18 protein-coding genes are annotated in these 24,605 nt (G+C 41.0%); 13 read left to right on the forward strand and 5 right to left on the reverse strand.

Features of this window, described 5'->3' with window-relative positions:
- The first annotated feature begins 366 nt into the window (after nt 1-366).
- Nucleotides 367-1,770, forward strand: coding sequence for a hypothetical protein (locus tag ABD769_RS24455; protein ID WP_344853992.1), 1,404 nt, complete (start codon nt 367-369; stop codon nt 1,768-1,770).
- Nucleotides 1,771-2,487: 717 nt separating this feature from the next.
- On the opposite strand, the gene ABD769_RS24460 is transcribed toward ABD769_RS24455, so the two are convergent.
- The 4 genes from ABD769_RS24460 to ABD769_RS24475 are packed head-to-tail and all read right to left on the reverse strand — an operon-like array spanning nt 2,488 to nt 6,478.
- On the reverse strand, nt 2,488-3,558 hold the full coding sequence (locus tag ABD769_RS24460; RefSeq protein WP_344853993.1) for a dipeptidase: 1,071 nt from the start codon (nt 3,556-3,558) through the stop codon (nt 2,488-2,490).
- Nucleotides 3,559-3,567: 9 nt separating this feature from the next.
- Nucleotides 3,568-4,680 (reverse strand): D-TA family PLP-dependent enzyme, encoded by a 1,113-nt coding sequence (locus tag ABD769_RS24465; RefSeq protein WP_344853994.1) that lies wholly within the window; start codon nt 4,678-4,680, stop codon nt 3,568-3,570.
- Nucleotides 4,681-4,689: 9 nt separating this feature from the next.
- Complete coding sequence (locus ABD769_RS24470; protein ID WP_344853995.1) at nt 4,690-5,160, reverse strand: RidA family protein; 471 nt, start codon at nt 5,158-5,160, stop codon at nt 4,690-4,692.
- A 1-nt stretch (nt 5,161) separates the two neighbouring features.
- Complete coding sequence (locus tag ABD769_RS24475; RefSeq protein WP_344853996.1) at nt 5,162-6,478, reverse strand: gluconate:H+ symporter; 1,317 nt, start codon at nt 6,476-6,478, stop codon at nt 5,162-5,164.
- Between the two features lie 206 nt (nt 6,479-6,684).
- Here ABD769_RS24475 and ABD769_RS24480 point away from each other — a divergent pair, with 206 nt between their 5' ends.
- The 4 genes from ABD769_RS24480 (at nt 6,685) to ABD769_RS24495 (ending at nt 10,798) form a co-directional block, all read left to right on the forward strand.
- Nucleotides 6,685-7,101, forward strand: coding sequence for a hypothetical protein (locus ABD769_RS24480; protein ID WP_344853997.1), 417 nt, complete (start codon nt 6,685-6,687; stop codon nt 7,099-7,101).
- 149 nt (nt 7,102-7,250) lie between these two features.
- The gene (locus ABD769_RS24485; RefSeq protein WP_344853998.1) at nt 7,251-7,793 is read left to right on the forward strand and encodes a DUF3347 domain-containing protein; all 543 of its coding nucleotides are present in this window, start codon (nt 7,251-7,253) and stop codon (nt 7,791-7,793) included.
- A gap of 3 nt (nt 7,794-7,796) precedes the next feature.
- Nucleotides 7,797-8,258: a heme-binding domain-containing protein gene (locus ABD769_RS24490; protein ID WP_344853999.1), complete on the forward strand. Its 462-nt coding sequence runs from the start codon at nt 7,797-7,799 to the stop codon at nt 8,256-8,258.
- 26 nt (nt 8,259-8,284) lie between these two features.
- Nucleotides 8,285-10,798 (forward strand): multicopper oxidase domain-containing protein, encoded by a 2,514-nt coding sequence (locus ABD769_RS24495; RefSeq protein ID WP_344854000.1) that lies wholly within the window; start codon nt 8,285-8,287, stop codon nt 10,796-10,798.
- A 171-nt stretch (nt 10,799-10,969) separates the two neighbouring features.
- On the opposite strand, the gene ABD769_RS24500 is transcribed toward ABD769_RS24495, so the two are convergent.
- Nucleotides 10,970-11,206 carry a hypothetical protein gene (locus ABD769_RS24500; protein ID WP_344854001.1) on the reverse strand — a complete coding sequence of 79 codons (237 nt, stop codon included), beginning with the start codon at nt 11,204-11,206 and terminating at the stop codon, nt 10,970-10,972.
- Between the two features lie 180 nt (nt 11,207-11,386).
- Between ABD769_RS24500 and ABD769_RS24505 the strand changes: the two genes are divergently transcribed.
- From ABD769_RS24505 to ABD769_RS24540, 8 genes are all read left to right on the forward strand, one after another.
- Entirely contained in the window at nt 11,387-12,787 is a 1,401-nt protein-coding gene (locus ABD769_RS24505) for a S41 family peptidase (protein ID WP_344854002.1), read from the forward strand.
- 77 nt (nt 12,788-12,864) lie between these two features.
- Nucleotides 12,865-13,482, forward strand: coding sequence for an RNA polymerase sigma-70 factor (locus ABD769_RS24510; protein ID WP_344854003.1), 618 nt, complete (start codon nt 12,865-12,867; stop codon nt 13,480-13,482).
- An 836-nt stretch (nt 13,483-14,318) separates the two neighbouring features.
- Complete coding sequence (locus ABD769_RS24515) at nt 14,319-15,344, forward strand: FecR family protein (RefSeq protein WP_344854004.1); 1,026 nt, start codon at nt 14,319-14,321, stop codon at nt 15,342-15,344.
- 168 nt (nt 15,345-15,512) lie between these two features.
- Nucleotides 15,513-18,764, forward strand: a complete 3,252-nt coding sequence (locus tag ABD769_RS24520; RefSeq protein WP_344854005.1) for a TonB-dependent receptor — start codon at nt 15,513-15,515, stop codon at nt 18,762-18,764.
- A gap of 384 nt (nt 18,765-19,148) precedes the next feature.
- Complete coding sequence (locus ABD769_RS24525) at nt 19,149-20,450, forward strand: hypothetical protein (RefSeq protein WP_344854006.1); 1,302 nt, start codon at nt 19,149-19,151, stop codon at nt 20,448-20,450.
- 98 nt (nt 20,451-20,548) lie between these two features.
- Nucleotides 20,549-21,622, forward strand: coding sequence for a hypothetical protein (locus ABD769_RS24530; RefSeq protein ID WP_344854007.1), 1,074 nt, complete (start codon nt 20,549-20,551; stop codon nt 21,620-21,622).
- 306 nt (nt 21,623-21,928) lie between these two features.
- Entirely contained in the window at nt 21,929-23,347 is a 1,419-nt protein-coding gene (locus ABD769_RS24535) for an inorganic phosphate transporter (protein ID WP_344854008.1), read from the forward strand.
- An 18-nt stretch (nt 23,348-23,365) separates the two neighbouring features.
- Nucleotides 23,366-24,187 (forward strand): universal stress protein, encoded by an 822-nt coding sequence (locus tag ABD769_RS24540; protein ID WP_344854009.1) that lies wholly within the window; start codon nt 23,366-23,368, stop codon nt 24,185-24,187.
- Nucleotides 24,188-24,605 lie beyond the last annotated feature (418 nt).

Below are 24,605 nucleotides of genomic sequence, written 5' to 3' on the forward strand. Positions count from 1 at the left end.
ATAGGTTGATCAGGATTGTATTATCCTTATTTAAACAACCTTTGTTATCACTAATTGTTCCGCTAAAAAACGTTATTTATCCCTGTATTTATACCCTATTTATCAATACTGTTGTAGTTTGATTCAATTAGCACACAACTACCCTTTTGTAATATTTAAATTACAAAAGAGTCTTTCTGTTTTAAATCACTAATTTAAATTATTGATCCGCCCCATACAGGTGGATTAATTTTTAACCGGGTTACTAAAACGTTTTAATTAATTCTAAAATGGTTTTATAAACGGTTATGGCCGTAAAAGATGTCTACTGTGGGATGGCCGGATTTAATATAGGAATCAACTCAAACCTAAATATAAAAACCTATTATGAAACACAGATTAATCCTCATTCCGGGCATTCTGATCTTTCTTAGTTTCTCCTGCAAGAAAAAAGAACTGGATCAACAAGAGCAGCCTTTGAAAAAACCCGCTACCCTGGCAAACACAAACTTATTGGCCGAACCTCCCCTAACCTGGCAGGAACACTGGTTCGACCATGTGCAGGTGCTGCAACGCTTTTACCATGATACGAGCATTGTGGTTTACCACGATAATGATGTAAGCAGTACCGTTACCTGGCCCAATACCTACCTGGCGCAGGTTTGGAATTATACCAAAAGTAAATATGGTTCATTTGGTCCCGATTCGCGTTTATGGGCCATATTTCATACCGGTAAATACAGCGGTGGCCATCCGAGTACCTATATGGATGCCAGTCATGATTACCGGAATGTAATTGATGTTGGCTCGTCGAGCACCAGCGCATGGCTTTCGGGCACAGGCAACGACCTTGATATTACCACACACGAAGTGGGGCATATTGTTGAAGGTGCATCAAGGAATGTATTAAACTCACCTGCATTTGGTATCTGGCATGATAGTAAATGGATGGAAATTTACATCTACGACGTTTATGTTGGCTTAAACCGCACAGCCGACGTACAGCGCTGGTATAACCTGGTGGCTAACGGTGCCGAAAATTATCCAAAAGCACAAACTTATTGGTTCAGGGACTGGTTTTTTCCTATTTATAGTCAACAGGGAAATGCAAGTGCTTTAAACAAATATTTTAGCCTCCTGGCGCAATATTTCCCGAAAGAAACGGTAAATAACGGACAGGGAAACATCACGCGTTTTTCACGGTCGATGAACTATGGTGAATTTATCCATTTCTGGAGCGGTGCAACGGGGATCGATCTTAAACCGCTTGCTTTAAGCGCTTTCGGCACCTTAGATGAGCAGGGCAATAACTGGACTACCCAACTCACCACCGCCAGAACAGCTTTCCCGAATGTAAGTTACCTGAAAGATATTACCAGCTCGGCAACATTAAGTGTAAGCAATGAAAATGCAGGTGGTGCTTCAGCCGCTGAAGGTTCTTCAAAACTGACAGACAGCTATTACAATACCAAATTCTTTCTGGGTGGCTATCCTGTTACTTTCTGGGCACAGCAAACTTTCTCATCCAGTCAGGTGGTTAAAGGTTATACCATTACTGCCGGCAATGATGCGCCAGACCGCGATCCTAAAGGTTGGAAATTGATGGGATCAAACGATAATGTAAATTTTGCGCAGCTTGATATCCAAAGTAACCAGACTTTTGGTTTAAGAAGACAAACTAAAAAAATATTGATCAGCAATACCACGGCCTACAAATATTACAAACTGTTCATCACTTCGAATAATGGAAGTGCAGATCTGCAGTTTAGCGAGTGGAGGTTGTTGCAGTAAAAATTAAAGCTAACGACCGGGAATTTAAGAGTTGAGCAGTTCCTGGTCGTTATTCATTCCCCTCTTTTAGAGGGGTATCCGCAGGACGGGGTGTTTTTTGATTGACAAATTATTTTTTTTGAAAAGCAATACCTGTATTTCAATCAGGTGTTAGTCCCGCTATCGCTTATAGTCCTCGCTTCGCTGTGGGCTATTACGCTCTATCGGGTTTAAATGGCGAAACAGCAGCTGATATTAACGGCGAAAAACCAAACGTTCCTATGGAACGTGAACGCCAATTTCAAAATTGGCTACCTATGATTCGTTCCTACGGAACGGCCGCGGGAATCCATTCCCCTCTCCCAGAGGGGTGTCCGCAGGACGGGGTGTTTTTTGATTAACAAATTATTTTTTTGAAAAGCAATACCTGTATTTCAATCAGGTGTTAGTCCCGCTATCGCTTATAGTCCTCGCTTCGCTGCGGGCTATTCCGCTCTATCGGGTTTAAATGGCAAAATAGCAGCTAATATTAACGGCGAAACACCAAACGTTCCTACGGAACGTTAAACGCCAATTTCAAAATTGGCTACCTATGATTCGTTCCTACGGAACGGCGCGGGAAATCAATTCCCCTCTTCCAGAGGGGTGTCCGCAGGACGGGGTGTTCCTGTAACACCAATAATAAACATACACTCTACCAATCTTCTCACCAGAACGAAAAATGCATTTCCAAATCAGTTATGCCCACGCTTTGCGCAGAAACCTGATCCAGTTGCAGTGCATTAAATTTTCTATATCTGTTTTGCTGTAACCACGCTTTTCGAATAGCCCTGGAATCTTATCAAGATCAGCAATGCTTTCTAAATCATAAGGGCATTGCTCTCTTCCAAAGGCGCCATCCAGATCGGAGCCAATGCCTACATGCCTGGCATTACCTGCCAGCTGGCAGATGTGGTCGATATGATCGATCATCACTTCGAGGTTACAATTCATTGCTTTTGGCGTTGAAACGCCCCGCTGCCAGTTGGGTACCATCATCCAGGCATCTAAAGCCGCACCAATTACAGCCCCGCGGGCAATTAATGCTTTAATCTGATCATCACTAAACTGCCTGTTATGATTAACCAAAGCCCTGCAATTGTTATGCGAGGCCCACACATGACCGTTAAAATGATCAAGTGCATCCCAAAAACTATCATCACATAAATGGGTGGCATCAAGAATAATATTGAGTCTTTCCATCTCAGCAAGCAGTTGGTAAGCCCCGGGACGCAATTTACCTGTCGCATCTGTTCCCTGTGCATACCTGCCGGGACCGTAATGCGCTGGTCCAACGGCCCTTAATCCGCTTTCATAAGCCTGTTGCAGGTAATCAACATGCACAATAGAATCGGCACCTTCTAAACTTAAAATATATCCGATCCGCTTTTTTTCGTTCGGAGAATCTGATTTCCATAAAGCAAGGTGTTTTTCTAAACTGGCCAGATCGTTCACCTGGATCATTTCGCCACCATCTTCCATGGCTTTATACCAGGCCAATTGCCCTTGCGTTTGCGCCCAGGCCTGCTCCGGCGAATGCCAGCCCGGCAATGGGTTATCAGGTGCCACAAACCTGGCAATTTGTGTAGCCACCACCAAACCAATATTACCTTTCCGGAGCTCGGGCAGCGATACAGTGGCTTTTGCACGGTCGGGTTTATCAGTTAAACCCTGTTCACGCTCATTTATTTCAGAGAGCGGCCGGGTTAAATCGCGGTTCCACTCCAAAGCATTCATGCTTAAATCTAAATGGGCATCTATGGTAAACATATCAGGGTTTTATATGGTTATTTTTCTTTTTCTGGAAGTGATGTCCCAGATTTGATCAGTATTTTCTGTTGAAACAGCAAGCGCATTTTCGTAAAGGGCAACCGTCGGGCAGATGTGGTGCGGCAACCCGTATAAAACATCACCTATCTGGTATTGGTGACTTTCGCCTGCATTTAAAACCAAATGTTCCTCACTTTGGCTAAACGGAATAAGCTCAGGAGCATTTAAAAATACCACTCTTTTATCAAGCGGTTTTTCTGCGGCTACGCCTTTATGCCCTAAATCGCAGCAGATCAGGTTACTTTCAGGTAAAGAAACAATCCGCGAAATCACTAAAGCAGCAGTATTAAACTGCTGTTCTTCAAAAGCATCCTGATAACCTTTATCCCAAAGGGCGAAAGTACCGGGACTGCAATCAAAAGTGCTTTCTGTATTGTAAATGGTAAAAGTTGGTGTTCCTCCGGCTACAATTATGGGTTGATACCCAAATTGTTTTTGAATTGCAGAAGCTAAGCCATTTAATACCTCAATAATTAATTTTGCTTTTTCGGTTCGAATGCCAAAATCACTTTCATGAATATGACCATCGTAAGCATGTAAACCTTTAACGGACAGGCCTTTTACCTGATCCAGTTTTATATAAAGATCCAATACTTTTTCAGGTAAAATACCCGTACGGTTCATGCCTGCATTTACGTCGATAAAAACCTCAGCTGTTAAGCCATTGGATTGAGAAACTGAAGCCAGTTCGAGCGCAGTTTTTTCATCATCAACCAGGCAACTGAATTGGGTAAGAGGATATGCTTTCTGGAGGGCAATAAACCTGGCAATATTTGGTCCAACAGGCTGATAGGCAAGCAGTACATCTGCTGCGCCACACCGGCCAAGCATTTCTGCCTCGGCAATGGTAGCACATTTAAATTTCGTAATTCCTGCATCGATCATCAGCTTGCACACCCCGGCCGATTTATGAGTTTTAACATGCGGACGAAGTCGATTTTGATCATCAATCATCGAAATGAGCAGTTTGATATTCGCCTTAATCCGGTCTGCATAAAAAACCAGGCCCGGCGATTCAACTGAAGCCGGATCATCTAAGAGGTACCATTGCTTTTCTAACATGATATTGGTTTAATACAGTTCGAATAAAGCTTCGATCTCTACCGGGATATTATCGGGCAGTGAACCAAAACCTACCGCACTTCTTACACCTATCCCGTTGTCTGGGCCCCAAACTTCTGCAAATAATTCACTACAGCCATTAATAATAAAAGGATGTTTTTCAAATTCGGGTATGCAGTTTACCATTCCTAAAACCTTAATTACCCGTCTTACCTTGTCCAAACTTCCCAAATTCGTTTTAATGGTCGATAACATGGTTAAACCCACCTGCCTTGCAGCAAGTTTGCCTTCGTCCTGATTTATATCAGATCCGATCCGGCCGATAATCAGGCTTTTATCGTCCCTTACCGGACCATGACCGCTCAGATACAAATATTTTCCATCAATAAGATAAGGTTTGTACACTCCAAGCGGTGCCGGAGCGGGCGGAAGGTTTAATCCAAGTTTTTCGAAATTGGCATCTGCCGTTATATTTTCCATATTAAGCTATTATTATTTTAAGTAAAAGTACGCCGGCTAATCCTGCAATACCCACTATTGATTCCATTAAAGCCCAGGATCGGAATGTATCTTTAAGGCTTAAATTAAAATATTCTTTAAACATCCAAAATCCGGCGTCGTTTACGTGCGAAAACATCAAGCTGCCTGCGCCAACTGCCAAAACCATTAAATTCGGATCGGTATGCGTGGCCACCATTAAAGGCACAATAATACCTGCTGTGGCGAGGCCGGCAACCGTTGCAGAACCTACACAAAAACGGATCAGGGCTGCAATTAACCAGGCCAAAAATAAGGGTTCAACAGATAATTGTTGCAGATAACCGGCAATTTCTTTACTCACACCACTTTGGGTTAAAATCTCTTTTAAAGCACCCGAGCCGGCAATGATCAGCAAAATCAATGCGATATCTTTTAAGGCATCGCCAAAAATCCCGGAGAGGTGATCCATTTTCTTTCCTCTCCTAATACCCAGGAAATAGCCCGCTAAAATCAGCACAATCAACATCACAATAGAGGGATGACCTAAAAAGGTAATGATTGGAAGAATAGTTGAATCTGGATCTAAAAACAGCGGCAAAAAAGAAGCAAGTCCCAGTAAAATAACAGGCAATAAGGCAGTAAAGAGACTGATAAATGTACCAGGCAGTTCATTTTCGGGCAATTCTTTTGCCCTAAATGATGCCATTGGTGTGGAAGGGATGTTTTTTAAAGTTCTGGCAAAAAGCGGTCCGCCGATTACTATTGCAGGTATGGCCACAAGCAATCCATAAAACAGGGTGAGCCCCATATTAGCCTTAAACTGTACCACCAAAGCGGCTGGTGATGGATGCGGTGGTAAAAAACCATGGGTAACAGAAAGCGCTGCCAGCATCGGCAAACCAATATAGAGGGCCGGCAACTTATAACGGTACACCACAGAGAAAATCAGTGGAACCATCAGCACAAATCCGATTCCATAATAAAGCGGAATGCCGATTACAAAACCGGTAATTACCATGGCCCACTGGATATGTCTGGTACCAAAAACATCCATCATGACCTGGGCGATTTTTTGAGCGGCACCACTTTCTGCAACCAGTTTGCCCAACATGGCACCCGTTGTAATGATAATTACCAATGAACCCAAAACATCGCCAATTCCTTTTTCAACAGCGCCCGCAATTTTCGGCAGAGGCAAGCCTAAACCCATTCCTGCCAGTACCGAAACCATCAGAAAGGCCAGAAAAGCATTAATTTTAAAAACGGAGATCATTAAAATCAACAATGCAATGCAGCAGAAAACGATGAGTATGGTCATTTATGTATATTTTTCAATTTTCTCTGCCTGCACTGTTTTTCAGGCGATATAATGCAAAATAGTAATTATTTTGTTTTAAGTTGATGATATCACCCCGTGTTTACCCTGAATATCTGCATAATAATATTATAGGAGCCCTAAAATCATATAAACTTTTATCAGAATTATATAAAGCCATCAGGCAAAACCCTGCTTAATTTTGTTTTATGAAAATTAAGGCAGTTTTCTTCCTCTTTACATTTATGCTCAACGCCCTTGTGGGTTTTGGCTGTTCCATATCAATGGAAAATGAAGGGCACGAAAATAGCCATAAACATGACCATCATACACATCAGCATGAAACAGTTCAGTTAGTTTCTTCCCAACATATTGAGCTTAAAATAACCGGAAAAGAAGATTCCTGCTGTAAAACACTGGTTACCAATTTTCTGGTTCAGGGTAAACTCCTGCCCCATTATACAAAACTAAATTTAAAGGCACCTGCACTGGTTCCAACGGGTTTCAGTTTCGCTTTTGTTCCGCAAACAAAAATTATTATTGCAGCTCAGCAAGAAATTAATCATCGCGCTTACCATCCACCACATCCTGATATCAGGATATCCATACAGAGTTTTCAGATATAGCATTAAGATAATAAAGCCTGCTAACAAACAGCTTTGAGTGATCGCATAGCGTTCTCACCCTGTCCCAATTCCGTAATTGGATCAGGCTCTTTTTAGCAGTCACGTCAATTTAATTATTAATCTTATTCTTTATCGTTAAAATAAAACACATGAAAACTTTCCTATATAGCCTTGCCTGCTCTATATTTTTCATAAGCACATACAGTACAAATGCTGATGCGAAACAGGCTTACAATCTTACAAATGATCAGGGCGCTAAAAACAATCCAGCAACTATTTTAGATGCTTACTTAAAGTTAAAAAATGCCCTGGGTGCCGATAATGGCAAAAATGCCGCCGCTGCCGGAAACGAGCTGGTAAAAGCATTTGCAGGTTTCGATCAAACCAGGCTCACTGCTTCGGAACGAAAAACCTATGCAGAAATTGTGGATGATGCCAAAGAACATGCCAGGCACATTGGAGTAAATGCAGACAACATTCCTCACCAACGCGAGCATTTCGGTCTATTGAGCAAAGACATCTACGACATGATTAAATTATTGGGCGCCGGCCGCGAGATTTATGTTGACAATTGCCCCATGTACAATAAAGGTAAAGGTGCCATCTGGATCAGCGAGGTAAAAGATATTAAAAACCCATACTTCGGAAAAGCGATGTCTACCTGCGGTGAAATCAGGGAAACGCTGCATTAACAGATGTATTTCGTAAAGAAAACACTAACCGGGCTGCTATTGATTACGATAGCGGCCCAGTTTTACAGGCTTGCCCAAAATAACGATCCATCGGCTATGCCAAATCACATTTCGAGGGTTGTTAATGTTCCCGGTCAGGTAAATGCTACACTCAGAAAGGCCTGTTACGATTGCCATAGCAACAACACCCGGTATCCCTGGTATGCCCAAATTCAACCCCTTAACTGGCTTGTTAATAAACACATTAAAGCTGCTAAAGCAGAACTCAATTTTGATGAGTTTAAGAATGATACCAAAAGGAAACAGTTGAGCAAGCTCCGTGCAATTGAAAACAGCCTGGAAGATGGCACCATGCCCATTACATCGTACACTCTAATCCATCGTGATGCCATTTTAAGCAAACATGAAAAAAAACAGCTCACTGAGTGGATAAAGACATCGGAAGAGAGCCTTGAAAAAAACTGATTTTAATAACACACAAATATCGAAAGATGAAAAATATAATATTCAGCATTTTAATATTCTTTTCGCTCAGCGTTTCTGCACAGGAAAGGAATGGAATGAAAATGCCAGAGAAAGAAAAAACCACAACAACGGTTTATACCTGCCCGATGCACCCGGAAATCGTATCTGATAAACCCGGTAAATGCCCCAAATGCGGAATGAACCTGGTTGCAAAAAGGGGAAATGACACTAAAAACAAAGCGGCTCATCAGGATATGCCGGGCATGAAACACGATAAAAATGAAGGCATAAATGGTATGGATACGGCCGGCAATTCTACCACAATGGACAACATTAAAAAAGCTAAAGCAAATCTTGGTCCCATAAAAACTTTGCCATCTAATACGCCTCCAGGAACCGTTCGCTACGATTTATATGTTACTGATACCACCGTAACCTATGGAGGCAAACCCAAACATGCCATTGCAGTAAACGGCAGCATACCAATGCCCACTTTAACTTTTACTGAGGGCGATACCGCTGAAATTTATGTACACAACAGGTTAAAAGAAGAAACTTCTATGCACTGGCACGGGCTTTTTCTTCCAAACCGTTATGATGGCGTACCCAACATGACCCAAATGCCGATAAAACCAGGCGCTACGCACTTTTATAAATTTCCGGTTAAACAAAATGGCACACATTGGTACCATAGCCACACCATGTTACAGGAACAGATTGGCATGTACGGTGCATTTATCATCAAAAAACGTCAGGAATGGGATATTCCTTCCATTCCGTTGGTGCTAAGCGAATGGACCAATATGAAACCGGAAGAAGTGCAAAGAAGCCTCCACGCTGCTACCGATTGGTTTTCGATTAAAAAAGGCACTACACAGAGTTATGCAGAGGCCATTAAAACGGGGAACTTTAAAACCAAAGTGGCTAATGAATGGAAGAGGATGAACGCCATGGATGTTAGTGATGTGTATTACGATAAATTCCTGATTAACGGAGAAAATCAGTACCAACAACCCCAGTTTAAGGCCGGCGATAAGGTGAGGCTACGTATTGCCAATGCAGGAGCTTCATCCTACTTCTGGCTTAAATATGCCGGTGGAAAAATTACGGTGGTAGCAACCGATGGGAATGATGTAGAGCCGGTTGAGGTAGACCGTTTAATTATCGCAGTATCTGAAACTTACGATGTGGTAGTCACCATCCCTGAAAATAAAAGTTATGAATTTTTAGTAACACCGGAGGACCGCACAAAATCTGCATCCCTCTGGTTGGGAAACGGCGAAAAAGTAGCAGCCGGAAAAATGCCTAAACTCAAATATTTCGCCGGGATGAAGATGATGAATGATATGATGGATATGAACGGCAATATGATTGAAATGAAAGGCATGAAAATGCAAAACCAGATCATGGATATGAACACCGTAATGTATCCGGAAATTACAGGTCTGGAAAATGCAAAAAAAACAGCAAAAATGGATGACATGGATATGAATGATGAGTTACCCGATATTGTTACCCTGAATTACAACATGCTGCGCGATCCTAAAAAAACGGTTTTGCCCAAAGGACCAGTTAGGGAGCTAAAATTCGACCTCACGGGAAACATGAACCGTTACGTTTGGACGCTGGACAATAAAACCGTTTCGGAATCAGATAAAATACTGATCAAAAAAGGTGAGAATTTAAGGATCATTTTATACAACAACAGCATGATGCGCCACCCGATGCACCTGCATGGACACGATTTTAGGGTAATTAACGGACAGGGAGATTACGCCCCGATGAAAAACGTACTTGATATTATGCCAATGGAAAGGGACACGATTGAATTTGCGGCTACCGAAAACGGTGGTGACTGGTTTTTCCATTGCCATATTTTATACCACATGATGAGCGGCATGGGCAGGGTGTTCAGTTATGAAAATTCGCCACCCAACCCTGATGTACCCGATCCGAAACTGGCACAACGCAGACTCTTCCGCGACGACCGCATGCCTCACCTGATGGGCCGTGTGGGTATAGAAAGCAGTGGCAGCGACGGACAGTTAATGCTGGCACAAACCCGCTGGTCGCTTAATACCATGTGGCATGTAGGAACTAACGCCATGATGGGTTACGAGAGCGAAACCATGTTAGGCAGGTACATTGGCCGTAATCAATGGCTGTTTCCTTATGTGGGCTTTGATTATCACTATAAAGAATTTAATCCCGGCGAAAAGAACATTTTCGGAAGCGATGAACGCAATATGTTCGGACAGATCAGCAATAAAGAAAACAGAAAAACAATTGTTGCAGGGATTGCCTATACCCTGCCAATGCTCATTGTCGCAGATGCCAGAATTGATGGCAACGGGAAATTAAGGTTTCAGTTGGGAAGAGAAGACATCCCGGTTTCGAAACGTTTACGTGCAAACTTTATGGTAAACACCGATAAAGAATATGCAGCAGGGCTTCGGTTTATATTAACAAAATACATTGCACTTTCTACCCATTACGACAGCGATATGGGCCTTGGAGGCGGATTAACTTTTAATTATTAGCAATTAAGTATAACGGGGTAAATGAGGGTCTCCTGTCTGTTTATCCCGTTTTACGAAATAAGCCACAACATCCATTGCGGCTTATTTACTAACCAAATAATAACCAATATCTATGATATCTATACCTCAAAACTAATCAGGAAAGATGAACAATAAATGAAGTTATTTCGATTACAGGTAATTTGGCCTGAAAGTTTTGCCTAACACTTTAAGTTCTTCGTTGCTGATGAGGTTGGGATCTTCAAATTGCCGTTTTACAAGGTTTAGCGGTACTTTAACCGTTCCGTTTGTGGTGCGGATGATGCAGATTTCCTGATCGGCAGTGGACGATACATAATGCCCTATTTCGGATTCAATTTCGGATAAACGGATCAGCAATTCGTAGTAGATATAGAGCGGAAAATTCACTTCACAAAGTTAACATAATAAAAAGCAAAGATTTAATTATTGTTATGTTAACGTTAATTACATTGATAATAATTAATTAACAGTGGGTGTAAGCTATTTTGAAGGCGGCCAATCTAACCGAAAATTAACCCATGGTTAACAGTAGTAGTTTTAAGTTTGCTGTTAAAATTCAGAAAGGCCATGAAAAAACGCTCAACTCACTTAAAAAGAATGCTTTATTGCTGTTTTTATTTTATTTTTCTGATCATTATACTTCCTTCATGCAAAAAAGATAAAAAAAGCCCAAATTATCCGGCAGGAAGCAACGAAAACATCAATACATGGATACTCGATAGCCTTAAACGCTATTATTACTGGAATGAACAATTGCCTTCTGGTCCTGATATTGGCCTTTCGCCTAAAGATTTTTTTAATTCGGTGCGTAACGGTGCCGATCGTTTTTCGTACATCAATATTCCAAACGACGCTACAACCAATATACCAAACAACCGCAATTTCGGTTTTGATTATGCAACTGTCAGCGATCAAAATAGTACCAGGGTAATCGGGATTGTTAAACTGGTGTTAAAAGATTCTCCGGCAGCGAGGGCAGGTTTAAAACGAGGCGATTACATCAGCAAAATAAACGGAAAAACGTTAACATCGGCTAATGCGCAGGCTTTACAGGATGAAATATTAAACAACGAGCGCTTTTCTTTAGGTTTGGCAGAACTGAATAATAATACCTGGACAGATACACGTACGGTAGATTTAGCCAAAGGAGTAATCCTCGATCAAAAAGAAATCAGTAAGGTAATAGAAAGCGATGGAAAAAAAATCGGCTACCTTTATTTTCTTGATTTTAATGGTGGCTTAGCCAGTTCGTTGACTGCGGTTTTTAGCAATTTTAAATCGGAAGGAATTACAGATCTTATACTTGATCTCCGCTACAACGCCGGCGGACAGGTAGCAGAGGCCGCAGCAATATGTGCCATGATTGTGCAGAATATTGCTTATGATAAACCATTCATCACCTATAAGGGTAATAAAAACGGCGGTACCAGAACAGAATCTATCGGTACAGCAGCTACTTTTGATCGTACCGTAAATTTTAATGTCCTTCTCCAGCAAAACCTCGGCTTAAGCAAAGTATATATCTTATCAACCGCAGCAACGGCCTCCGCTTCTGAAGTCATGATCAACAATTTAAAACCCTTTATCCAGGTGGTACAGATTGGCGAAAAAACCAGGGGAAAAGATGAAGCTTCTTTCAGGATATTTGATTCACGCATCCCGAAACAGGTAAACTGGGAAATGCACCCCATTGTGTACAAACTTTTTAATGCACAAGGTATTGGAAACTACAGCTCAGGTATTAACCCCGATGTTGCGGTAAATGAATTCAATACCCTGCCCCTGCTCCCGTTAGGCGATCAGGCCGATCCTTTGGTAAAAACAGCAATTGCAAGGATAACCGGCAAAGTAGCCAAAACCGGCATTAGCGCCAATACAATGCTTTCCGGGGGCTTCCGATCCGGAAATATTTTGATGGATTCGAGGGTTCAATCTGCCCAACAGAGCATGGTAATTACGCACCGCTAAATGATTAGAAAAGGTTCTCATTAGCTTAACATTAACTTTAAATGCAAGCCCTAACTTGCCTTCGTTAACCGCTACTCATGGAAAAGTTGGAAGATTTTAAAAATATAAAATTCCTGAATGCAGTGAAAACTGGCGATTCGGCTGCTTTTAACGAAATTTACCACAAGTACCGTCAAAAGATATTTGGTTATGCCTACCATTTTACCCGTTGCAGGGAAGAAGCTGAAGAACTTACACAGGATGCTTTTGTAAGGCTTTGGGAGAACAGGATCAAAATAGATCCTGAAAAAAATTTTGACGCTTTTCTTTATACCCTCATCCGCAATAATTTTCTGGGTACACTCCGCAAAAAAGCAAGAGAAAAAGCCTACAGCAGCGAAAGTTTAAGGCAAGAGCAATCTTTTAATGCCATTGAAGATGAACTCGATGCGAAAGAATCGAAACAGCTGGCACAGGAAGCAATAGAAAGTCTTTCGCCACAGGTAAAAAGAATATACCTCATGAGCCGCAATGATCACCATACGCATGAGGAAATATCGCAGTTGATGGGCATTTCTAAAAACACGGTGAACAACCACCTCAAAAAATCGCTGGGCATTATGCGGAAATACTTTAAAACTTATTCTCCTGAAACGATTATATCATTGATGGTAGTGGTTCAATTGTTCATTAGCCAATGGTTCATTGGTCATTAGTTCATTGATCATTGTTTATTGGTGATTGTTTATTGGTGATTCATTTCCATCATCCATCTTACCTTTTCCATCCTAAAAGATCCTTCAGCTACGTTCAGGATGACAATCTGCGCTAAATTCTCCGTGTTTCTGTGCCTCCGTGGCTTAATTACTAAAGCCATCGGTAACTGCTCATTGTAAATTAATCATTGGCTATTCAATTCCATCATCCATCTTACATTTCCATCCTTAAAGATCCTTCCATTAGTAGCCTTATTATTAGTACGGTCGTCATTGCGAGGAGGAACGACGAAGCAATCTATCCTGTTAGCAAAGATGACCTCTTGCAGACTATCATTTGCTAAAAAAAAGTCACTAATATTGATTTTTATACAATAAATAATTCCACCATTAAGGAATTAAGAACATTAAGATTTACAGTTAATTTTAATTTCTAATTCATCTGTTAATTGATCATTAAAATTCCATCATCCATCTTACCTTTTCCATTTTCCATTCTTAAAGCTTCTTCGACTAACGTTCAGGATCACAATCTGCGCTAAATTCTCCGTGTTTCCGCGCCTCCGTGGCTCAAATTACTAAAACCATCGCTAACTGCTCATTGTAAATTGATCATTGGCTATTCAATTCCATCATCCATCTTACCTTTTCCATCCTTAAAGATCCTTCAGCTACGCTTAGGATGACAATCTGCGCTAAATTCTCCGTGTTTCCGTGCCTTAATTATACTTTTAAATCTTTTTTAAAAAAAATCTTCTCCCCCTATAGCTGTATCCCAACTTTCGTGCATATATACTGTAGCACGCAGCATAAAAGCGTTAACACCAAGCATAAAAGTGAAACAAGATTACATTAAAACATTATTTGAACTTTACCTGGAGGGCAAAACCGATGCGGAACAGGAAAAAAACCTGATGGAATACCTCGCCGATCCAGCGAATGGCGACAGCGAATTTCATGCGATAATGGAAAAAGCATGGAAAAAGCAAAACATCCTGCCCGACTACTCCCCGGAAGCCAACAAAGGGCTAGATGAAATATGGAATAAAATTGAGGCCGGTCAGCCAAAAAGCAAAAGACTATACCCTGTACTAAAATATGCTGCCGCAATTGTGGTGATTATTTCTGCAGCTCTCGGTTGGTATACCTATAAAAAAACACAGCAGCCGGTAGAATTAGCAATTGCCTTTTTAAGTAAAACTACCCAAAAGGGAGAAAAAGTAAAACTGATGCTGCCCGATAGTTCCATTGTATATCTGGGTGCAGGGAGTAAACTTACCTGGCCATCGCATTTTGTGAAAGGGAAGCTTAGAAATATCCGGCTGGAAGGTGAGGCTTTTTTTGAAGTAAAACACGATATCAAGAGTCCGTTTATTGTACACAGCGGGCACATGCAAACCAGGGTTCTGGGCACTTCATTTAACATCTATGCCTACCCTAAGGATGGTACTTTCAGTGTTGCAGTAAGAACCGGAAAGGTAGGGATTTCAGAAAACCGTGAGGGTAAATTAAAACAACTTTCGCTCCTTACACCGGGCATGAAACTGCTTTACCGCCTTAAAGAAGGCAATTATACAGTACGTACAGAACGCATTGCGGAGGTAAATGCATGGATTAAAAACAGTTTTGCTTTTAAACATACAAGCTTAGCAGCCATGCTTAAATCACTGGAAAGATATTACAATGTTCATTTTGAACTTAAGGGCAACAATTTAAATCAATGCAGGTTTAATGCCACGTTCACCAATAAAAGCATTAGCGATATAATGGAAGAAATCCGCGTGATGAGCGGCAAAAAAATGAAATATAAAATAGACACTGTGAACAAAATAATTACCGTATGGGGGGAGGGCTGTCAATGAGGAGTTAGCGATATGCTATAGTGCTGCAAAAAGCACCATAAACCGGATTTATACCTACGAAAAACAAATTAAACCTCTTAACATAAACAAGGAGCCGGATTGCTCGAACAATCCAGCTCCTAAAACAAAAGTTTTTAACCCGTGAGAATTAAAAAACATCTTGAACCTATGAAAATAGGGTTTTACGACTATATAAAAGAATATTTTATCAATTTGGATTACCGTGCTCTGGTAGCCCTTATGGTGTTATGTACATTTTTATTAAACCAGGGCATGGCAAGCAGCTTTGCGCAAACGCCAAAAGAAACCAGTTTGAGCATTAAAATAGCGACAAAAAATATCCCCGATGCACTTTCGCTGCTAGAAGAAAAAGCCGGATTTTCCATCAATTATAACAAATCGATTTTTAGCCAAAACGGAACAATAAACCTTGAGGTCAAAAATATGCCCCTTGAGCTTATCCTTAAAAAGATACTTTCGGGCACCAGGGTAACGTATAGGTTTGCTGATGCCAATACCATATTGCTTTATAAATTACCAGATCCGGTAAAACCAGGGCGGGTATCGGGAAAAATATTCGATGAGAAAGGAGAAACCCTTCCCGGTGCTTCCGTAAAGATTATCGAAACAGGCAAAGCCACCCAAACAGCAAGCGACGGAAGTTATAGCATAAATGTAGAACCCGGAACCTACACCGTAGAAATCAGCTATATTTCTTTCGCTACCAAACGCATCAGTGAGGTAATCGTAAAAAGCGATAAAACCACTACACTTGATATCTCATTAAAACCCGATGCAACAGGCTTGCAGGATGTTGTGGTAACGGCTACCTATAAAAAAGCTTCTGTTGAAGGTTTGCTTACCCGTCAGAAAAATGCCTCCGAAATCAGTAACGGGATCAGTGCCGAACAGATTTCGAGAACTCCGGATAAAAACATCGGCGAAAGTTTAAAGCGCATCAGCGGGGTAAGCTCGATAGATAATAAACTGGTACTGGTACGTGGTATTGGCGAACGGTATAATACGGCACAATTAGATGGCATCACTTTGCCAAGCACCGAAGCACAGACCCGCAATTTCTCTTTCGACCTCATCCCTTCGAGTCTGGTTGATAACGTGGTGGTAAGTAAAACAGTTACTCCTGATATGAACAGCAGTTTCGGTGGTGGTTTAATCCAGATCAATACCAAAGATATCCCGACAGAAAATTTCATGAGCTTTACGGCAGGTACTTCCTATAACGACCAAAGTACAGGCAAAGACTTTTTAAGCCATCAGCGTGGCAAAAATGATTACCTGGGTTTTGATGATGGCCGGAGAAAATTCCCTGAAGATTTACAGCATACCGACCGTACTATTACGCCCAATAACACCCTTACTGATGAGCAGTATAAACAAAAGCTGATTACACAGAGCCAGAAGTTTACGAACGATAATTTTACAATGTACAAATACAAAACTTCCCCCTCGCAGAATTATCAGTTCACCATTGGCAGGCTGATCGGTATTGATACCACCAATAATAAAAAACTGGGCTTTACAGCGTCTTTAAACTATCGCAATACGCAGAATATCAACACCATAGAACAACAAACCAGAAGCGATTGGAATGCCGGCACCACTAATACCGGTAATAAATACATGTTCAATACCACTTTGGGTGCCATGCTAAATATTGGCTTACAGCTGAATAAAAACAGGTTTGGTTTCCGCAATACCTATACCCACATTTTTAACAATGATATGGTGCGTACCATTGGATATGATACGGATCAGGGAACGGCATTTTTTAATGCAGGCTTAAAACCCAACCGCATTGTAGAGGCCGACGATCCTACCTACACGGATTTATTACAGAATAAATTAAACGGTCAGCACCAGCTGGGCAAGGTAAAATTAGACTGGAATTTATCGAGGACAGCAATAGACCGTAAAGAGAAAGACCTGGGGATTGCCACGCAATATCTAACCAAAACAGGTAACGATTACGAATATTTTTACGCATCAAGCGGACAAACAGAGGGTTATATCAAACCTACATCGCGCCATAACTACAGCAATAACGAACATCATTTCTCATGGAGCGGTGATGCAAGCATGCCATTTAAAACGGGTCCGCTAAACAACAGCATCAAAGCCGGTTATTTCGGTATCCATAAAGAAGGATCGCTAAACTGGCAGATTGCTTCGCTGGTAAACAGTCCCGCACTCGCCGATAGTTTAAGGTACATCCCGATCGGACAGATGATCGATCCGGCCAAAATTGGCAATAACGGTTACAATTACTACATCAACAATTACTTTTTAAACGGTTATAAGGGAAAAAGCACTACCCAGGCCGGTTATGTAATGCTGGATAACCGCTTAGCCGAAAAACTACGCCTGGTTTGGGGTGTAAGGGCCGAATATTATAAATATACCGAGCTGCGTAATGACATCAACGTGAGGGGAATCAGCTCATTTGCAATACCTTACGAAAAGAAATGGAGGTGGTTGCCATCGGCGAATCTTACCTATAGTCCAACAAGGCAGATCAACATCAGGGCTGCTTTTTCAAATACGGCCATCAGACCGGAACTAATGGATAACAGCCAGTTCTTCAGGTACGATCCTATGTTCGATGCGCAGTTTGGCAATGAGGGTTTGGCGAGTACACAGATTAAAAATTTCGATATTAAAGCAGAATGGTTTCCGGGTTTAGGCGAAATTATCTCAGTCAGTGCTTTTTATAAACGCTTTGATAAACCCGTTGAAGTTACTTTCAGCTTATCAAACGGTAACGGTGGCTTTTATTACATCTTAAACTCTGATGAAGCTAAAGTGTATGGTTTAGAATTCGAGCTTAGGAAAAACCTCGGCTTTATTGCCAGTACTCCCCTGTTATCGCGCTTTACCCTATATGGAAATTTAACCCTGCAAAAGGCAGATGTAGTGGGAACATATAATGCAATTGGGCCCGATGGCAGCCAGATTAAAGTATGCACCAAAGTAAAAAGAAACATGTACGGCCAGTCGCCTTACCTCTTAAATGCTGGTTTACAATACCTTGATGAGCACTTTGGTTTTAACATTTCTTACAACAAATCGGGACTTAAAACCACAATGGTAAGTGCAGAACTGCTGCGCATAGAATATGAAAAACCAAGAGACCAGATTGATGCGCAGGTGAGTTACAAATTTTACAAAAACAGGTTCGAGGTAAAGGTAAATGCGGGTAACCTGCTCAATAAGGCTTCTGTAATTTTTAACAATAACGGCAGTTATGAGCGCAATCCTGAATATGTTGCCGGAACCGCCGATTACAGTAAGCAATACCGCCTGAAACCAGGTTTTACCAATGCTTTGGATGATGGCGACCAGGTATTATTTTCGCAGAAGTTTGGCCGAACCTACAGTACTTCCATTACCTATAATTTTTAATGCGACCATGAAAAACAGTATAAATAAGGTTACACCATTTAAAAAGAAAGGAGGAACAAAGTTTCCTGCATAGCCATAAAAAAAACGAAAGGTTGTATCAGAACCCTCCGTTTTAAACCGGTCATTTCTAGTGGAACGGCGCATCAGGATAAACCCGAATTATTTTAAAAACCTACTGCTAAAAGTCGAGGACTGTTAACAGATCTGCTTAGTGATATCGATCAGAAATACTAAGATATAAAAAAACATACCATTTAGGTACAAACAGGCTTTTATTTCCGCAAAACAACGGATCACTTGCCTCCTGTATCTGAATAACCAAAAAAATCAACCTAAAAAACATGGATCATCCCTATGAGATCCTATGAAAAACAAAAAACGAAAATGAAAAATTTCAAAAACTTAATCGGTCTTTTATCAATTGTTGCTGTTTCTTTTACAGCTTGTAAAAAAAATGAAGGTGGTTCATCAGCATTTGGCAACCGCAGTACTTCAGCAGCAGATTATTCTCAATCATCATTACCGGTTGTAGCAGTTAGCGGAGACATTACCAGCTCTGTAACCTGGACAGCAGGAAACGTTTACGAATTAAGCGGTGTAGTAACGGTTAGAAACGGTGCAACATTAACCATTCAGCCAGGTACTTACATCAAAGCATCGGTTAATACCCCGGGTGTACAAAACGGTGTATTGGTTATTGCAAAAGATGGTACCATCAATGCAGTTGGTACAGCTGCCGATCCGATTGTATTTACAAGCCGTTACCTTTTAGATGGCGATGCCAGCACAACAGGTAAACCAGGTGATTTTGGTGGTACAATTATTTTAGGTAATGCAACCATCAACGTTGGTGATAAACTGATTGAAGGTTTGGCTAACGAAGCTAAATTCCACTACGGAGGTACTAACGATGCCGATAATCGTGGTACTTTCCAGTATGTACGTATTGAGTATGCCGGTTTCCAGCTGGCTCCAAACGTTGAGGTTAACGGTTTAACTTTAGGCGGTGTAGGTAACGGTACAACTATCGATCACGTACAGGTTTCTTACGGTTTAGATGATGGATTCGAATTTTTCGGTGGTACAGTTAACGCAAGCAATTTAATTGCCTTAGCTTCTGACGATGATCAGTTCGATTTCGATAATGGTTTCAGTGGTATATTAAGCGACTGTATCGCTATTGCAGATAAAAATTCTACCCACAGCACAAGCGGTAGCGCCAGCGATTCTAACGGTATCGAATCAGATAACAACGCACCTGCAGAAGATGCAACTTTTAGCTTAACACCTAAAACACACCCTGTATTAATCAATGTGAGCATTTTTGGAACAGAAAATACTTCAGGTATTGCCGGTTTAGGTTACCGTAATGGTATCCGCGAGCGCAGAGGTTCGGAAGTTACTTTATCTAACGTAATTGTTTCTGGTTACAACACCGGTATCGCTTTTGATGCTGATGCCAATGCAAGTCTTTCAGATATTTCTACTACATCTGTTCACGGTTTCACAAATTCAATTACAGCGGCAGTTGGTGCTTATGTTGATGGTGGCGGTAACAATTTAGTGGTTAATGCAAGCAACGCAAGTTCATTCGGTGTAAGCCAGCCATGGTACAATACACCAGGTTCTCCATCTACGGTTACACTTCCGGGTTGGGCTGCTACATGGTCAAAACTTGTATTCTAATTTTTTCTCTCTTACCTAAAGAGACCGTACCTTTTCAGGTATGGTCTCTTGATTTATAAAACAGCACTTTTCTGTTTTAAATGATAATTACCCCTTTTATGAAACTAAAAATCTTTACCCTTTTCTTTTTTTCGGCTGTTATAGCCTTAGGTTTATCCTGTCGCAAAGCAGAACTTCTTCAGCCAGAACCTGCTAAAGTAATTCAGTTAACCCTTACCGGTGCTTCTGATGTAGCATTGGAATATTTGTATAAAGACAGTATCATTGCTACCCCGCCTGTTGGTGGCATTAATGTAAAAACATTGCTTTCTGTAAAGGATCAGAATGCTGTTCTAAAGGTGCGAAAAAAAGGCACATCAGAAATATTGCTCACCAAAGCCATGGTTGCAGTACCATTTGATCAGACCATCAGTATTTTTTATGATGGAACCAAAGTGTACAACAGTGCCATTTCATTGGTTGTTAAAGGTTTTGCCTTATCCGGCGAAATTGAATTCCTGTTAGATGGAAAAGTATTATCATCTGGCACCAGTACCATTAACAACACCTTTTTTATCCTAATTGATAAAGGCACCACGAGGGAAATTACCATCCGTAAGAAGGGGACCACCGAAATTCTTCTGACCAAAACAATCCAGGCTGAAATAGCAAGGCAGAATATTGATTTCTTTTTCGACGGAACCAAAATCGCAGATAATGTAAAACTCACTCCACCGGCAAATCCTGCCAATATGATGATCAGTGCAAAGTTTGAAACCATATTTTCACCACAATTTAAAAATGTTGATGTAGATATTGTTTTTTATACAAAACCTACATCTGCCGCCATTACAACCGCAGGAACAAAAGTTACACCCGAACTTAGGCTTACCCTTAAAAAAGATGGCTCGTTCAGTTCAATTGAACTCCCACCCCTGCCCGGACCGAATTACATTTACAGCTTTGACATATTTGAAGCGGGAACCAACAATGTTCCTTACACCACCACCGCCTCACCATTTGTAAATGCAGCTTTTCCTTTTAAACAAAACGAAGGAAGGTATGGTTCAATCAGCTTTGAAGCAAATAAATCGAAGTTATTTATTATAAAGGATACAAAAAATTTAGCTGCAGTAACAAGATCTACCTATTTCTCCGGCGCTGTTACCGATCTTTCTGAATATTTTAAATAAAAATCATAATAACATAATATAGGGGGATACCTGCGCATTGTGCATGGGTTATTCCCCTGTTTTTTTCGAATGATAATACCTGTTATTCAATCATCGTCTCCGTTTGCAACGGTGATGCACGAGAATCGCGATTGTATCACCTCATATAGCTATTCCTAACCTTTCTTAATTGTTAAAAAAACAGCATCTGCTTTAACGTATTGATAACAATCATTTAACATTCAAAATGATTTAAATCAGTTACTTATTCATTTATTTGGGTAGTGTAGATAAGAGATCTGCACCATCAATACCCAAACTGATTTTATGCCGTCGTTCTGCACCGTTATACCCTTTTTAGGGAACACCGATTTAAGTACCTCACTCGCCATTGTTTTTATTGTTTGCCTCCTTGCCGTAGTTGGTTTTGAGTTTGTAAATGGTTTTCACGATACGGCCAATGCAGTAGCAACCGTAATTTATACCAAGGCACTTAAGCCCATTATTGCCATTCCCTGGTCGGGATTCTGGAATTTTATGGGCGTATTTACCGGAGGGATTGCCGTAGCCATGGGCATTTTAAAACTCGTTCCATTAGATGCTTTAATGAACCTTCCGGTTGGTGTTGGCGCGGCTATGGTTTTAGCCGTTTTGTTGGCTTCCATTGCCTGGAACCTCGGCACCTGGTACCTGGGGATCCCCTGTTCCAGTTCGCATACCATGATCGGGGCCATGATTGGCACAGGTTTAGCCTTTACCTGGTACTATGGTGGCAATGGCGTAAACTGGGGCAAGGCCGAAGAAATTGGTTTATCACTTATTTTATCGCCCGTTATCGGCTTCGGACTGGCCATATTACTCATGTATTTTTTAAAGCATGTAATTAAGTATCATGCGTTATTTCACATCCCAACCGGCGAAAACGACCGTCCGCCATTATTGATCAGGGGCCTGCTGATTACTACCTGTACACTGGTTAGTTTTTTCCACGGAAGCAACGACGGACAAAAAGGTGTGGGTTTATTAATGCTGATCCTGATTGCCTTTTTACCGGCGAAATTTGCAGTAAACCATCACATTCCCAACGATAAAGTATTGTTTCAGCTGAATCAGACGGAACAGGTGCTTAAAAAAACAACCAGCCTTAACCATGGCAAGCGATTGGATATCAGCACACTACTGAATAAAATAGAAAAGACAAAATATCATTTGTCGCTTAAAAATGAAACTGATAAAAAAAACACCTATCTTTTCCGTAAGCAGATTGAAGACGTTATAGCTTCGGTAAAAACGGTGCGGGAAGATAAAACACTGGTAATTAACCCGGCTGATGATCAGCTTCTTCACGATAATGCTTCCGAATTATCGAAACTGGTAGAATTTGCACCGCTTTGGGTAATACTTTTAATTTCCATTTCACTCGGACTGGGTACAATGATCGGCTGGAAACGCATAGCGGTTACCATTGGCGAGAAAATAGGTAACGAACATTTAAATTATGCGCAGGGCGCTACTTCCGAAATTGTAGCCGCTTCTACCATTGGCTTGAGTACCGCTTTTGGTTTGCCCGTAAGTACCACACACGTATTATCAAGCGGGATAGCCGGTGCAATGGTGGCTTCTGGCGGAAGAAAAAACCTGAACAATAATACGCTTAAAAATATTGGTCTGGCCTGGGTACTTACCTTGCCGGTTTCGATTGTATTGGCTATTTTGTTATTTATGCTTTTTCACCTGTTTATTTAAAATATTATTCTGCAAAAAATGAAACAGATACTTGTAGCAACAGATTTTTCAAGAAGTGCCGGAAATGCCCTCTCCTATGCATTGGCAATGGCAAAAACGCTGAAAATGGAAGTTGTGGCCATTCATGCCATCCACCCTACCGAAGGTATAAATAACAGCACCTACAATGCCATTTTTATCGAATCGTACTACAGAAATAAAAGGGTTGCTTTAAAAGAATGGGCCGAAAACATCAGTCAGAAAGATAACCTCACCGATGTAAAACTCGAAACCATATGCGATGTAGGCTTTTTAAAAACGGTAATTACCAAACATACCGAAAATAACCCTGTAGAATTATTGGTAATGGGCATTACCGGTGCTACAGGTATCAGCGGAATTGTGGGTAGTAACGCCAGCATGGCTGTTACCAAAATGAGAATCCCGACGTTAATTGTACCTCTGGAGAGCAGTTTTACCAATTTTCCGATTATTACGCTCGCCACTGATTATGAAACCGTGCTTTCGCCGAAAGATATTACTGCCCTCAGCGAATTGTTAAAAGCCTCGGGAACAAGAAAAATGCAGGTGCTTTATGTGGCAGAAAAATCAGATGAAGTTCACATTAAAACCGGAGAAAAAAGAATCAGGGAGCTGCTACCAGATACCGAGATAGAATTTAATTACATTATGCACAACAGCGCCCCAAATGGCATTATGGACTTTATTAAAAGTAATCACACCGATATTCTTTGTTTGGTTAAACACCACCATAATATCATTTACCGCTTATTTACCAGCAGTACGGTTAACCAGGTGATGAACAAAACGGTGAAGGCTATTTTGGTATTACACGAATAAGAGGGAATTTTGAGTTGAGATGGAAAAGGTAAGATGGATAATGGAAATGAATCTCACCAATGATCAGTTAGCGATAGCCCTAGTATTGAGCCACAGAGACGCGGAAACACGGAAACTTCAGTCGTGTTGTCATCCTGAGGGATAATTTATTTTATAAAAATCAATATGAATGACAGAAGAATCTTCGCGCAATGATAAGCCGCTAAGTTCGTCATTGCGAGAAGGCTTTTTCAGCCGACGAAGCAATCTTTCTTGCTAGCGATCATTGTTAGAAAGATTGCTTCGTCGTTCCTCCTCGCAATTGTAAAGGTTTAGTAATTCGGTAACAGAATTAGCTTTGTAAATAGCTAATTATAATTTATGCGAATAAACACTAACGACCTTACCTTAAAGCGGAATTATTTAAGTAAATACCGTT

This window comes from Pedobacter jeongneungensis (assembly GCF_039538295.1).
GTDB lineage: Bacteria > Bacteroidota > Bacteroidia > Sphingobacteriales > Sphingobacteriaceae > Pedobacter > Pedobacter jeongneungensis.